This is a genomic window from Aliamphritea hakodatensis (assembly GCF_024347195.1).
Classification (GTDB): domain Bacteria; phylum Pseudomonadota; class Gammaproteobacteria; order Pseudomonadales; family Balneatricaceae; genus Amphritea; species Amphritea hakodatensis.
Genome location: NZ_AP025281.1, coordinates 957441 through 971431, shown reverse-complemented (window position 1 = coordinate 971431; position 13991 = coordinate 957441). Strand labels below are relative to the sequence as shown.

Genomic DNA, 13991 nt, shown 5'->3' with positions numbered 1-13991 from the left:
CGCCCCTGAGAGACCCACTGTGACATCTGCCGTACTGGCAGATGTCCGGGGCAGCCTGCTGCTCAGTTCAGCTCTGAATCCCGCCAGAACTTGGTGCCTTTAAGCGTTGCCTGCAACGCCAGACCTGATTCAGTAATCTGGTAAAGGGTCATGTTACCCACAGGAATACCACCACCTATCTGGCCACCGCTATCTGCGGCTTTAGCAGCAGCGTCTGCTTCACCACTGAATATCAGACCTTTATCAACAAAGTCACGATAAGCACTGGCGGAATGGAAAACAAAAAGAGCCCGGAAGTCCTTAACCCCCAGCCCCAGACCAAAGCCCACTTCTCCCATTTTCATATACACCCGCCGGCCACCGGATTTAGCAACACCATGCCCTCCTCCACCGGCAAGGAAGAACAGATTTATCTGGGCATTACTGAATACTGCATACCCGGGTGAAGAAGCCACGTGAGAGCGGGCCTGCGGACTGACAGCATAAATATCCTGCAGAACCCGGTCATGCATTCGCTCAATACTGGCCCGTTTATCTGCCGACGTTGTACCCGTTGCACTGCAGCCTGCAACAGCCATCACAAAGCAGCCCAACAGAATATAAGTTACATTTTTTACCAACATGACATATACCCATTCCTATCGTTCGGTAGTTACAGCATAGTCACAGGTATTCAGCTGTGCAGATCAGCCAGCCATATGCAAAGCAATCAGCTTATAAACCCAGTCACGTTGTACGACACTTTCCGGTACCTGTTCACCACGACACTCCGTGATTCGGGCAAACGCCACATCCGCAGAGATATTAAGCCGGGAGAGCAGCAGCGTTAGCATCATTGATGAACGGCCAACACCTCCACGGCAATGAAACAGAATCCGCGAATGAGTACCGGACATAGCCAGTAAGGTATCCACAAACGCCAGCGCAGCGGCATCCGAATCCGGAATGTCATCACGCACAGGAAAGTTAAGGTAGCGAATACCCGCAGCTTCAACAGAATCAGCTTCCGTGCTTAATCCCAGTTCATCCTGCTCTTCAGACGTGAGCATAGAAACAACCAGATTTATATTGAGCGCTTGCCATTGCTGAATTTCTGCCGGCAGATCTTCCCCTTGCGGGTGCGGCATAATAAAAAACCGGTCATCACAAACTCCGGTTATAGGGTAAATTCTGGTCGACATATCTCATCCCTGTCATTCGATCATTGACTGTTTCATAAAAAAGGGCCACTCCTGAAACAGGGCAGCCCTTCGGAAAACTCAATGCCAGCCGTCTACCGAAACTGTTCCAGTTGCTGGCGGGCGAAGTTCTGCAAATACTGCATCAGTTCAGCTGAGCAGGCCATAGATGTGGTTTCATCGCCGCTGAGCAGTGCCTGCATCTGACGGACATAGAGGTCAGTACAGTAGGCCTGGTCTTCATCCGTGGCGTAGTAATACCAGAAGCGCCGGGAAAGGCCCTGGGTTGACTTGATTGAGTCGAGAATAAATTCGTTCTTAGAGGAGTCCGCCAGAATGTTATGGATTTCCCGCAGCTGCGCCATGAAGCCTTTGCGGTCACCGTTATCCAGCGCCTGAAGGGCATCAATTACCGGCGTGATTCGGGCGCGGTCTTCATCCACCATGCGTTCGATAGCTTTTTCAATGCACAGCCGTTCCATCATGCTGCGGGGTTCCAGCAGCTTGAGCATGGTCATGGGGTTCAGTTCAGGAATGACCACCCCTGCCCGGGAGAGGCGTACCAGATTTTCATTGGCCAGCCGGGTCAGTGCTTCACGGACCGGGGTTCGCCCCAGATCGAGGTATTCGCTGACCTCAGTTTCTGTCATCACAGAACCCGGTTCCAGATCACAGCTGATAATTGCAGCTTCCAGCAGCTCGGCGGCAAGTTCCGCCTTGGTCTTTTTTTCCAGAGATGTTTGCATGCTGGGATTATATCGGAAATCGACATAATACCCAGCGGTTTCATCCCAGTCGGTGGCCATTTTAATGCCTGTGGAAAAACAGCCTGTTACGGCTGTTTATCCAGCTCCTCAAGGAACTTATCCAGCTCAACAGCATTCATCTCCACGGATTCGGCAATCCCCGGAAACGCCCCTTCTTCCACATCTGCCCGGAACTCTTTCAGGGCGGCAATGCGTTCACGGCGCATCTGTTCCCGGATCTCGAAAAAGTTACGATAACTGCGCACATGCCGTGGCGGATTTTCCGTTTCACCGACAATGTCATCGGTAAACAGGAACATCACATCGCCACCGGAACCGGCTCCGATAGAGGTTGTCACCAGTTTGGTTTTCATATTGATGGCCGCCAGCACTTCTGTCGGTACTACTTCCACTTCAACCGCCCAGGCACCGGCGTCTTCCAGCCGCTTGAACTGCCGGTACAGCTCCATGGCTTCTTCGGCAGTACGGCCAAAAGCACGCAGGCCGCCAATCCAGGTGGACTTGCGGGGAATCAGCCCCGCATGGCCCATCACCGGCATATCAAAGCTGGCCAGTTTACTGACCATCTCCAGATTACGGATGGTATAAACCGCATCCGCGCCCCCTTCCATTGCCTTAAAGGCACCGTTAATCACCGCATCTTCCTGATAGTAATCCGTCAGTTGCAGCGCCGCGGTTATAAAGGTGTGCGGCGCTGCGGCACGGGTCACGGCCAGATCATCAGCAATGATGCTGATCATGTCGATCCCCGCCGCTTCCGCCGCTGCGGCTTCTTCCCCGTTAACAGCGGTCACCTGTGTCAGTTTCGCGCCGCCTTTGTGGGCCGCCAGATCGGCGGCGGTCCAGTTACGCAGGCCGAACTCGCCGCCGTAGGTATAAATCTTTTTCATTACAACATCCTCAGCGGGTTCAGAACTCAGGGTTCAGCAGGTTGTCTTCGAAGGGATAGCGGGACAGGGTGATCGGGCCGGACTCAGTGACCAGCACCTGGTTTTCCAGCTTGATGCCTTCGTTGCCGCCCACTTCCCCCACATAACTTTCTACACAGATAACCATGCCGGCCTCCAGCTGGCCGTCGAAATGGAACTGTTCATCTGCGGGGTAATAAACCACCGGCCATTCATCCCCCATGCCCAGCCCGTGGCACAGGGCCGGATAGGTCTGCTGGCCAATGGCTTCCGGCTGAATATAGCGGTTGGCGATAATGTCGTTAAAATCCGCCCCCGGCTGCATCAGTTCGGTGTTGTGCTGAATCTCTTCCCAGGCCTGAGTATACAGCATGCGCTGGTGATCGGTCGGTTTTCCCGGGCCGCAGTGAAAGGCCCGGGAAATGTCGGCGCCGTAGCCGAACGGGCCGATCATGCCGCAGTCGAAACACACCAGATCACCGGCACGGATCATCCGCGACCCGGCTTCCTGCTGCCAGGGGTTGGTACGTTCACCGGAGGCCAGCAGGCGATATTCAATCCACTCACCGCCCCCTTCAATATTCGCCTGCCACATGTGAGACCACAGCTGAACTTCGCTGATACCGTTGACCAGCGCATTACGCATGCGGGTCATGCCGTCTTCCGCCACCGCGATGGTCTGGTTCATACAGAGAATTTCTTCAGCGCTTTTGATTTTCCGCGCCATGGCCAGCGCGGCACCGGCATCCAGCACTTCCAGCCCGACATTCTGGAATGCAATGGTGCCTTCCGTGCCTGCCTTTTCCAGACCTATACGCGGGTTACCGCCGCCGTACTGGTCCATCAGATCTTTGATCTGCAGGGCCCATTTACGGCACCATTCTTCATGGCGACTGCCGGCGAACATATGGCTGATCGGTAACAGGTCATCCCGGATAATATCAATGGTTTCCAGCTGATTACCGGTATAGCGCCCCGGGGAAGAATCGAAATACACCACTGGCCCTTCTGCCGGCACAAACAGGTAGCCTGCATGAATATGGGTCTGGAACAGGGCGCAGTTGCGGACACCGGTGGCATAACGGATAGACAGTGGATCTGTCAGCAGCACGCCGCCCAGATTGTGCAGTTTGATCTGCTTACGCAGGCGTTCCTGGCGGTAACGGCGCAGCCTTGGCATGTCCAGCATTGCTTCGGTATCTGTCAGTTGCGTCGGCGGGGTAATCCAGGCAGCCTGCTCCAGCGTCATGGGCTGGGGTTTGGCGGCAATGCCGGTTTCGTAATCAGATGCTCGGTTCATTATGTTTGACTCTTAATTGTTTTTGTTATGGTTCTGCGGGCGCAGTTAAAGCTGTGTTTAAGGCCGTCAGAGTTTCAGCAATTTTTTCAGCGAGATATTTTCATCCGCCAGCATGTCAAAGGGCGGTGTTTTACCCTGCTGCAGCAACATCTGGCCTACGCGGACATCTTTCGCGATGGACGTACCTTTACCCCAGCCCACCACACCGGTCAGCACACCGTCGCTGTGGATAAACCAGATTTGTTTGCCCTCTGCTGCCGATCCGCGGCTGATAAGCTGTGCCTGGCTGTCGAAGATACCAGCCACCTGAAATGACCAGTCGTACTGATCCGACCAGAGCCAGGGAACCGCATCATTCTGTATGTCTGAAGTCTCAGCACAGATGGCCGCCGCGACAATTGCCCCCTGCAGGTTGGCGTTCTGCCAGGATTCCAGCCGGACGGCCCGCTGGTAATAGGTGTGATAACTGTTAGCGCAGTCACCGATGGCATAAATATGCGCATTGCCGGTGCGACACTGAGCGTCGGTACAGATGCCGTTATCCACCGCCAGCCCGGCGGTTTCTGCCAGTTCGGTATTAGGAATCAGGCCGATACCTACCACCGCGATGTCGGCGTCAATCGACTTATCTTCCAGCTGAATACCACTCAGACGGTCCGTACCGGCAAAGCCCTGCAAACGGGCGTTATAATGGAATTCCACCCCCTGATCTTCATGCAGGGCAACCACGTCGGCGGCAATGGTTTCCGGCAGGCTGCGCTGCAACACCCTGGGTGCGGCTTCTATCACGCAAACTTCCAGCCCCATTTTCCGGGCGCTGGCGGCCACTTCCAGACCGATAAATCCACCACCGATCACCGCCAGTTTTTTATACTGTTTCAACTCAGCAGCCAGCCGGGTACCGTCACCGTGACTGCGCAGATAATGTACGCCCGGCAAGGCTTTACCCGGCAACTGACGGGGGCGGCCGCCAGTGGCCAGAATCAGGTTGTCATAGCTGATCACCTGACCGTCACCGAGTTTTACCTGCTGTTCCTGCGGCAGAATCTGTTCGGCCCGGCTTCCCAGCATCAGTTGAATATTGTGGCTATCGTAGGCGGGTAAATCCCGCACCAGAATATCTGAAAGGCTCTTCTCTTCGCGCAGCACCGCTTTAGATAGCGGTGGCCGTTCATAGGGCGGCAGCGCTTCTTCACCGATAATGCACACCGGGTCGCTGTAACCTTTCTCCCGCAGGGCAAACGCCGCACTGGCCCCGGCCTGCCCCGCTCCGATAATCAGGGTGCCAACTTTCAGTTCCCTCATGCTAATCCCCCTCAGACGATCTGAATATAGATCTGATCGCCTTCCACTTTCACCGGATAGCTAACCAGGTCTTCACACACCGGAGCACTCAGGGCTTTACCGGAGGAGATCTCAAACCGCCCCTGATGCAGCGGGCATTCAATGACATTGCCGATCACTAACCCGTCTTCAAGATGCTGCACTTCATGGGTGCAGTAACCGGCAGTGGCAAAAAAACCGTTATCGGTATTGTAGATAGCGTAGGTTTTGTCTTCGTGATCAAAACGGATCAGATCTTCTTCGTCGATATCATCAGTGGCACAGGCCAGCACCCAGTCAGTCATAGTTCGTTCCTTACAGCGTTCTTATGGTTGTTATGTTGTTCCGGTGAGACGTCAGGACATTTCCTGCAGGTCCGGTGTGTTAATCATGTGCGGTGCCTGACGGATACTCGCCGCCCGGGTTGAGCCGCCCATGGAGCGGCGCCAGACCACCTGTAACACTTCCAGATTGGTGCGGATAAAGCCCGGGTCCGGTTGCGGAATCTGGTCTTTAATCTCAGCATTGAGATTTTCCAGCTGATGGAATGGCACCATCGGATACAGGTGGTGTTCGATGTGGAAGTTCATGTTCATGTACAGGAAGCGGCCCAACCAGTTACTGGTGAACGAGCGGGTGGATTTGCAGATATTTACATCGTTTTCCTGCATTTCCACGTGCTGAATCAGGGTAAACAACAGCATCACCGGTGCCCCCAGCAAACGCGGGATAATGACGAACCACAGTGGCCACATAATGCCGGCCAGCGCCATGCCGAACAGGCTTGCATAAACCGCCAGACAAATACGTGCGCCCCACTTCAGTTTGCCCAGCTCAGACGCCGGGGTGTAATCCAGCACCTCAGCATCAAACTTACCCAAAGCATTGCGGATGAACAGACGGGTTTCGTAGACATACAGCGCCCAGCCGGTGATCTCCAGCAACCAGCCTTTAAAATTCATCGGCGTGGCAAAGGGCATCTGGGCATCTTTGCCTTCTATCCAGGTGTAGGTGTGATGCCGGGCATGGGCAAAACGGCGATGGTTTGGCTCTTCGTAATACAGCAGGGAAGAAATCCACAGCAGGGCTTCATTCAGGCCACGGGTGCGGAAGGCCGAGCCGTGGGCACATTCATGGGACAGCGCATAGCTGGGTACTGTCAGGAAGATGCCGTAGAGGAACATCGCCGGCCAGTGCCAGACAGTGCCGATGCTCAGATATACACCGTACCCGGTGATCAGCAAAAACGCAGCCCACTGGGCCAGCCAGATCAGGCCCGGCTTATCGCTGCGGCGCATCAGCGCTTTGAGGTTTTTCTTGGGAACACTGATGCCGGAAGAAGCAGCATTGGTGGCTTGATAGTCAGTCATAGGAACTCTTCATCACGTTATTGTTTTTCTGAGTTCAGTAGAAAACAGCGGCCGAAAAGTGACAAACGATGAATTTACTGTTATCACATTACTCAAACTTATGCATAAGTTGGTCATTACAAAAATAACAATGCGTATCAGGAATTTGCTGTGAATAAACTGCCCCCGGTGCAATGGTTACGCTCCTTTGAAGCGGCCGCCCGGCACCTGAGTTTTACCCAGGCTGCCAGTGAGTTGCATGTCACCCAATCGTCGGTCAGCCAGCAAGTTAAACTGCTGGAAAACCATCTGGGGGAATCCCTGTTTATCCGCCGGGTGCGCAGCCTGGAGCTGAGCGAAGCGGGCCGCCTGTACCTGCCATGGGTCCAGCAGGCGTTCGAAACCCTGCGTCAGGGCACCGAACTCTTTACCGGCAAAGACCACCAGCAGGCCATTACTGTTCGGGCGAATATTGCCTTCATCACCTTCTGGCTTGCTCCCCGGTTAGCGGATTTTTATCAACACTATCCGGATATTCAGACCAGCCTGACCACCATGATCTGGCAGCGGGAATACGGCCTGGGCGAAGAAGATCACGTGGAAATACGTTTCGGCAAAGGTGACTGGCAGGTGGATGATTTATACCCATTTCCCCGCCAGACCTGTTTCCCGGTATGTACCCCGGAAATTGCTGCTCAGCTCAGTACCCCTGCCGATATCTTCCGCTTCACCCGCTGGGAGACGCAGGGATCAGCGGACCGCTGGGAAAACTGGCTCAGCTATGCCGGCTGTGAGACACAGGGCAGCCAGCCGGTGCACTCCACCTCCACCTTTGTGGTCTCCATGGATATGGCCCGGCGCGGGCTGGGCATTGCGCTGGGGCATCCGCTGGTATGCGCGGATTTGCTGGCCAGTGGCGAACTGGTCAAGCCTTTCGATATCAACATGCCCATGGAAGAGAATTATTACCTGCTCAGCCCGGCGGACAACGAACGCAATGCCAGCGGCCGGACTTTTTGCGACTGGGTGAAAGCATTCTTCCCTGATGCAGAGTGATCCTGCCCCGGCAGGCATCCCCCTCTGATCCGTCCCGGGGTCATTGCCCCGGCAGGACACATTCCCTGATCAGCTCCCAGTTCAGATCTACCCCCAGCCCCGGCAGCTCTGAGCGCACGGCAATCATGCCGTCATCGTCCAGTTGATGAGGGTTCAGTGCCAGCTGCCGGCGTAATACCGACGGGCTGGTGGAAAACTCCAGTGGCTCACAGATTGTTTGAGCAGCAAGAAAATGGGCATTTACCCCGATGGTGATATCCGTGTTATAGCCATGGGGAACGATCCGGCTGTCGGTATCCGCCAGCGTGTTCTGTAATTTCATCGCTTCACTGACACCACCAAACATGGTGATATCCGGCTGAGCAATGTCCACCACCCCGGCATCCAGCCAGGGCTGATATTCCCGCACGGTAGTCAGCCCCAGATCCCCCACCCCCAGCGGCAAATGGGTACGCTGTTTCAGGCGCTGATGATCCCCGGGATTATCCAGCGGAAACGGTGCTTCCAGCCATTTGATATCCAGCGCTTCCAGCAGATCGATAAAGGGTTCCAGCTGGGCGTAATGCTGGAACTCCAGCGCCACATCCAGCATCAGTTCAATATCCGGTCCGATAAAGGCGCGCAGTTCTTCCAGATTGCTGCAGGCCAGCTCAAAGTCATGCCACCAGGGCTCCACACAGATTTTGATCCGCCGGAAGCCCTGGCTGAGAAATTCGCCGATCTGAATTTTGAAACTTTCCGGCTGCTCCTTCATGGGGTACACCGTGGCATAGGCCGGTAACCGCCGGTGTTGCTGCGGCCCGAAATATTCCAGCAGAGGCTTACCTTCGGAGCGGGCATAAAGATCCCACAGAGCAATATCCAGCGCGCTGATCGCATGAATCGCCACCCCGTGGCGGCCGTGCCAGCTGGTATGTTTGAACATCTTGTGCCACAAACGGACCGGGTCATCCAGGTATTCACCTTTGAGTAATCCGGCCAGCCCGCAGGACAAATGGTTATAGGCAGGGGCATCAATCAGTGCCTTAATGACCGCCGGCGGAGAGTCACTCTCACCGATGCCATAGAGGCCGTTATCCCCGTGAACAATTACCAGCACATTCTGGTAACTGCCTTCAAAGCGCACATAGTCTGCCTGCGGATCCTGCAGACAAAGCACCTGAATATTTTCGATTCTGACAGACATTTTCCAACACACGCATAAAACCCGGTGCCTGCACGGCAACCGGGTTTTCTGTTCTTACAACGGAGTCGCTAAGGGGCGGCTCTGCTAACGGCTGAACCGCCGATGGAAATACACCAGCGGATCCAGTACATCCCAGTCCAGCTCAACGCCGAGGCCCGGCAGTTCAGTCGGGCTGATATAGCCGTCGCTGTCCGGCCGGAATACCTGTTTGGCACCCACTTCGTATTTCTCATACGGCGCGGCCTGCTCAAAGTATTCGCAGTTCGAGTTAGATAGCATCATGTGCAGGTTAGCCGCCTGCGTCAGAGTGTAACCCCATGACTGCACTTCGGCTTTCAACCCATACGCCTGACTCAGCGCCATTACCCGGCTACCGTTGGTAAAGCCGCCAATAGTGGTGAAATCAAAGCGTACCCGGTCCCAGCTGCCGCGCTGCAGTGCCTGATTAATCAGCTGCAGGTTGGGCACTGCGTTACCGCCGGCCACAATGTCGATATCCAGATTTTCTGACAGATAGCGATAGCCTTCAAAGTCGGTATCGCTTAAAGGTTCTTCAAAGAAGTCCCACTCATATTTATCCAGCAGGCGCCCCATACGCAGCGCTTGCTGCCGGTTGTAGTTGGCATCAACATCCAGACTCCAGCCAATGTCCTGATCAGCAAACTCAGCCTGCAGTGCTTTCACAAGCGCATAGTCTTCCTGAAAGACACAGCGTGGATGGATTTTAATGGCATTAAAACCCTGTGCCAGCATCTGATGGCAGTACTCAATGTATTGCTGATTATCTTCCAGCAGCGGGCTGGAAGCATATGCCCGGACTTTTGGCTGCGCCTGACCGAGCATTTTGTAGATCGGCAGGTTCAGCAGCTTGCCCTTGGCATCGTGCATGGCAATGTCGAACAGCGAGGTTGCGACATTCTTCAGCGGCACATACCGGGACATGCATTCGGCATAGATCTTCGGTATATCGAACAGGCCCTTACCCAGCAGGAAAGGCGCCATCAGCGAGGCACTTTCGACCACGCTGCGATCAAACTCATGTTCGGTATAGACGGTCGAGCCGGCAATGCCGACCAGACCATTATCAAAGGTCAACTCGACGACAATCATCGCCTCGTACATGGGCCCCAGGAAAGAAGACCAGGAGACCTTCTCGCCGTCGGGACCTATACCATAGATGTCAATTGACTCGACAACCGGTTGGTTCATTATGGATTGTCCTCACGGATGTACTTCCAGGTGGTGTACATCATAAAGATTAGAATAAACATGATAGGCAGACCAGTAATGACAGCGGCTGTCTGCATGGTCTTCAGACCGCCCAGGAACAGCAGAATTACCGGCATGACTGCAATGGCGAAACACCAGAACAGACGGTTATTACGCGCCGGCTCCTGGCCTTCATCCAGTTCTTTGGTACTCGCACAGGCCATAGTGTAGGCCGCAGAGTCAAAGGTGGTTGCCAGCATCACGATGCCGGATATACCCACAGCAATCAGCACCACGCTGGCCAGGGGTAAGGTTTTGAACAATTCAATGATCGCCACCGCAGGACCGGAGCTGTTCACAATCGCCTGGAAATCAACGCCGCCATTAACCTGCAGGTCGATGCTGTACCCGCCCAGTACGATGTAGAAGATCGCACAGCCCAGAGTCCCCCAGGTCAGCATGCCCAGAATCACTTCACGGATAGTACGGCCACGGGAAATACGGGCAACGAACATGCCCATGAACGGCGCATAGGATACCCACCACGCCCAATAGAAAACGGTCCAGGCCTGCGGGAAGCCGCTGCCGGAAATACTGTCAGTCCAGGTGCTCATCTTAATATAGTTGCTGACCGCATAACCGATTGAATCCATTCCCAGACCCAGAATGAAGTTAGACGGACCGACAACAAACACGTAGATCACAACCGCAATCGAAATGGTGGTTGCAAAGTTAGACAGGTTTTTAATCCCTTTATCCAGACCTAAACCACTGGACACGGTGAAGATAGCCGTACAGGCCAGAATGATGCTGACATCCAGATAGGTATTACGCTCGAAGCCAAATACTTCAGCAAATGCGCCACTGATCATCGGCGTGCCCAGCCCCAGCGAAGTAGCCGCCGCCCCCAGTACACCAAAAATAAACAGGTAGTTCAGTAACGTGCCCAGCGGGCCGTCAACCAGGCCGCCCAGCGCACCACGGCAAGCTTCGCTGATACCATAGGTGTGCACCTGACGGATGTAATATACGTAAGCAATGGCAATGGTCGGCACACAGTACAGCGCCCAGGCCGTTGGCCCCCAGTGGAACAGACCATAGGCCTGACCGACGGTGAACATTTGCTCGGTCTTGGCTTCCAGACCAAAGGGTGTCCAGGCATAGTGGTAACCCCACTCAGTACCTGCCCACAGCATCAGACCTGAGGCGATACCCGCCAGGAATACCATGGTGGCCCAGGAGCCTTTAGAAAATTCAGCCGGCTGATCTTTATCTTTACTCAGCTTAATGCTGCCGTAACGGGAAAACGCCAGCGTGATAAGAAACATCAGTGCTGCCAGTCCGATCGCCAGAAAAGCGAAATCGAACGAGTTGGTCATCCACTTGAAAATGGTGTCTTTGATCACCGTTTTCGATGCATCCGGGTACATCACCAAAGGAAATGCCGTCAGAAGGATCACCGCCAGACTGACAATTTGCATCTGCCGGTTGGTTTCAACAGTCTTCATTATTTTTGTCCTGTTAGGGTTTTAAAAACCGCAAAGGGCCATGCCATCCAAACCGGACAGCACAGCCTGCCGAAGCCTCGCGGGGTAAAAAGTTACTGCATAAGCGCAACAATTTGGCCGGCTTCCATGTCCTGGAAAGCCAGATCTTCCTTAATGGAAAGGTCCGCAGCGAATGCTGCAGCCCGTCCGTACTCGAAGCACTGCGCTGTCACCCGGCAGCTGGCCAGCGCTTCGTGTTCGCTGCTCAGGCAACGCCCGGCAACGATCACATCCTGGCCACTTTTTGGCACCAGGGTGTGGAAAGGGACATCGTAGTAATCATCCACCAGCCATTCTGTTTTTGGCTTGGCACCGTAGTGCAGCTCAATTGGCCAGGAGGTTTTGGCGATACTGTCTTCGCGCTTACGCTTATTGATAACATCGTCGTTCATCAGTTTGGCGATGCCGTCGATGGAACGGGTCTGACGTACGCCCACTTCCGTGGCGTAATCGATGAAATAGGCATTTTCACAGCCGGGAATGTTATCCCGCATAAATTTGAAGAAGTTCTGCGCCTGATATATGGAAAACTGTTCTGCTTCAGAGTGATCCACCGGGTTGGTCACATCCAGCGCACGGCCGTCAAAGCCAGTGACCTTGGTGGCATTCACCAGCAGTTCACCCGGATTAACCGTTGGGAACAGCCAGACTTTTTTGCGCAGCAGTTCGTCTTCGGCTTCCAGCATGCTGACGACTTTCGGCGGCGAAATGGTGTCCTGCCCCCAGTACGACAGATATTGCTGCATATCCACATTGCCCACCTTGAACATCATGGTCGGATTCTGGATAACACCGTCGTTACCTTTGCTGGTTTTCAGACCCATTTTGTACACCACATCGGCATCGCCGCTGGCATCAATTGCCTTCTTCGCATTCACCCGAGTAAAGCCGGATTTGGTATGCAGTACCATGCCTCTGAAGGCATCGTCTTCGGTGATCACGTCGATCATCTGGGTGTGGTACAGCACGGTCACCCCCGCCTGCCGGGTCATATCCGTGGCCACCCGCTTGTAGGTCGCGCAGTCATGGGTCGCGACCCAGGTTTTGCCGTAAATCTGCGGATCTGTTAATCCGCCAGCCTGATACAAGGCATCACGGAAACGCTCGGCAAAGCCAAAAATAATCTGTTCAGGCTTTGCCACCAGCGGATCTGCAACTGTCATATACAGACCGCAAATGGTACCGGACATACCGGAAACCGCCGCACCGCCCAGAAAGCCCAGCTGTTCAATTAACAAGACCTTATTTCCCAGCTCGCTGGCGCTGACCGCTGCGGCAATACCTGCCGGGCCACCGCCCACTACGATAATGTCGAATGTGCCAAAGCAGGGAAGCTGGTTTTTATAATCAGCCGGCAAATTATTGCGGTATGTCATGACGGACCCTTTACATATGATCAAAAAATACCACCCAGATACAATCCGAATAATATAAATATATTTTTAATATATTTTGAATATTGTCATTAAGAGACCAGAGCTGTCAATCCTGTGCAGATGAAATATCCACAGGAAAGGTGAATCAGACAGGGAAGAATGAACTCAGAAAAGTCAAAGACAGCACTTGAAAAGCGCGCGCAAAAAACGGAAGAATTTGCCAGAAAACCGCTAAAAAGAATGATCGGTCAAGGATTTCGCATATCTGATCATGGTTAGTCCGCACCTGCCGGTGCCATCATTAACTCATCAGAAACAAGGCCGGTAACGGTCACAAAGAAACTTTGCTGAGGAACAAACCATGCAACAGATCTATATCTATTTACTGCTGAGCGGGGCCCTGACATTACTCTTATGGACGCCCTATATTCTGGCCCGGGCCGCCGTCTGGGGCATTCCGACATTTCTGAATAACTACCCTGAAGGATATCCACAGCAGGCGCCCCGGCAACCACTCTGGGCTGAACGGGCCCAACGGGCGCATCTGAATATGGTTGAAACCATGCCGGCATTCATTGCAGTAGTCTTTGCTGCAATTGGCCTGCAGGCAGATGTTGCTGCAGTGGCGATGTGGGTAAGTGTATTTTTCTGGGCACGGCTGGGGCACGCGGCTGTGTATATTCTGGGCATTCCTTACCTGCGCACCCCGGTCTATCTGCTGTCATGGTTTGCAATTCTGGCCATTGCTGCCAGCTGTTTATAAACCGTTCTGTACAAACACAGTTAGCACAG

14 protein-coding genes are annotated in these 13991 nt (G+C 54.0%); 2 read left to right on the top strand and 12 right to left on the bottom strand.

Going from position 1 to position 13991, the window contains the following annotated elements; translation table 11 throughout:
* Positions 1 to 62: 62 nt before the first annotated feature.
* The 8 genes from PCI15_RS04400 to PCI15_RS04365 all read right to left on the bottom strand — a co-directional run bounded on the left by PCI15_RS04400 (position 63) and on the right by PCI15_RS04365 (position 6846).
* On the bottom strand, positions 63 to 623 hold the full coding sequence (locus tag PCI15_RS04400) for a lipid-binding SYLF domain-containing protein (RefSeq protein WP_271273148.1): 561 nt from the start codon (positions 621 to 623) through the stop codon (positions 63 to 65).
* Between the two features lie 63 nt (positions 624 to 686).
* Positions 687 to 1181, bottom strand: a complete 495-nt coding sequence (locus PCI15_RS04395) for a protein-tyrosine phosphatase family protein (RefSeq protein ID WP_271273147.1) — start codon at positions 1179 to 1181, stop codon at positions 687 to 689.
* Positions 1182 to 1273: 92 nt separating this feature from the next.
* Positions 1274 to 1924 carry a GntR family transcriptional regulator gene (locus tag PCI15_RS04390; RefSeq protein WP_271273146.1) on the bottom strand — a complete coding sequence of 217 codons (651 nt, stop codon included), beginning with the start codon at positions 1922 to 1924 and terminating at the stop codon, positions 1274 to 1276.
* Between the two features lie 86 nt (positions 1925 to 2010).
* On the bottom strand, positions 2011 to 2835 hold the full coding sequence (locus tag PCI15_RS04385) for a 3-methyl-2-oxobutanoate hydroxymethyltransferase (RefSeq protein WP_271273145.1): 825 nt from the start codon (positions 2833 to 2835) through the stop codon (positions 2011 to 2013).
* Between the two features lie 19 nt (positions 2836 to 2854).
* Positions 2855 to 4153 (bottom strand): M24 family metallopeptidase, encoded by a 1299-nt coding sequence (locus tag PCI15_RS04380; RefSeq protein WP_271273144.1) that lies wholly within the window; start codon positions 4151 to 4153, stop codon positions 2855 to 2857.
* Between the two features lie 66 nt (positions 4154 to 4219).
* Complete coding sequence (locus PCI15_RS04375) at positions 4220 to 5458, bottom strand: NAD(P)/FAD-dependent oxidoreductase (protein WP_271273143.1); 1239 nt, start codon at positions 5456 to 5458, stop codon at positions 4220 to 4222.
* Positions 5459 to 5469: 11 nt separating this feature from the next.
* Entirely contained in the window at positions 5470 to 5781 is a 312-nt protein-coding gene (locus PCI15_RS04370; RefSeq protein ID WP_271273142.1) for a Rieske 2Fe-2S domain-containing protein, read from the bottom strand.
* A 51-nt stretch (positions 5782 to 5832) separates the two neighbouring features.
* The gene (locus PCI15_RS04365) at positions 5833 to 6846 is read right to left on the bottom strand and encodes a fatty acid desaturase (RefSeq protein ID WP_271273141.1); all 1014 of its coding nucleotides are present in this window, start codon (positions 6844 to 6846) and stop codon (positions 5833 to 5835) included.
* A gap of 150 nt (positions 6847 to 6996) precedes the next feature.
* Here PCI15_RS04365 and PCI15_RS04360 point away from each other — a divergent pair, with 150 nt between their 5' ends.
* On the top strand, positions 6997 to 7881 hold the full coding sequence (locus PCI15_RS04360; protein ID WP_271273140.1) for a LysR family transcriptional regulator: 885 nt from the start codon (positions 6997 to 6999) through the stop codon (positions 7879 to 7881).
* 40 nt (positions 7882 to 7921) lie between these two features.
* On the opposite strand, the gene PCI15_RS04355 is transcribed toward PCI15_RS04360, so the two are convergent.
* The 4 genes from PCI15_RS04355 to PCI15_RS04340 all read right to left on the bottom strand — a co-directional run bounded on the left by PCI15_RS04355 (position 7922) and on the right by PCI15_RS04340 (position 13199).
* On the bottom strand, positions 7922 to 9067 hold the full coding sequence (locus PCI15_RS04355; protein ID WP_271273139.1) for a mandelate racemase/muconate lactonizing enzyme family protein: 1146 nt from the start codon (positions 9065 to 9067) through the stop codon (positions 7922 to 7924).
* An 84-nt stretch (positions 9068 to 9151) separates the two neighbouring features.
* Positions 9152 to 10276 carry a mandelate racemase/muconate lactonizing enzyme family protein gene (locus PCI15_RS04350; RefSeq protein WP_205659022.1) on the bottom strand — a complete coding sequence of 375 codons (1125 nt, stop codon included), beginning with the start codon at positions 10274 to 10276 and terminating at the stop codon, positions 9152 to 9154.
* Positions 10276 to 11784 (bottom strand): BCCT family transporter, encoded by a 1509-nt coding sequence (locus PCI15_RS04345; protein ID WP_271273138.1) that lies wholly within the window; start codon positions 11782 to 11784, stop codon positions 10276 to 10278. The genes PCI15_RS04350 and PCI15_RS04345 overlap by 1 nt, the downstream gene beginning before the upstream one ends.
* A 92-nt stretch (positions 11785 to 11876) precedes the next feature.
* Positions 11877 to 13199 (bottom strand): FAD-dependent oxidoreductase, encoded by a 1323-nt coding sequence (locus PCI15_RS04340; RefSeq protein WP_271273137.1) that lies wholly within the window; start codon positions 13197 to 13199, stop codon positions 11877 to 11879.
* A gap of 361 nt (positions 13200 to 13560) precedes the next feature.
* Between PCI15_RS04340 and PCI15_RS04335 the strand changes: the two genes are divergently transcribed.
* Positions 13561 to 13962: an MAPEG family protein gene (locus PCI15_RS04335; protein ID WP_271273136.1), complete on the top strand. Its 402-nt coding sequence runs from the start codon at positions 13561 to 13563 to the stop codon at positions 13960 to 13962.
* Positions 13963 to 13991: the final 29 nt, after the last annotated feature.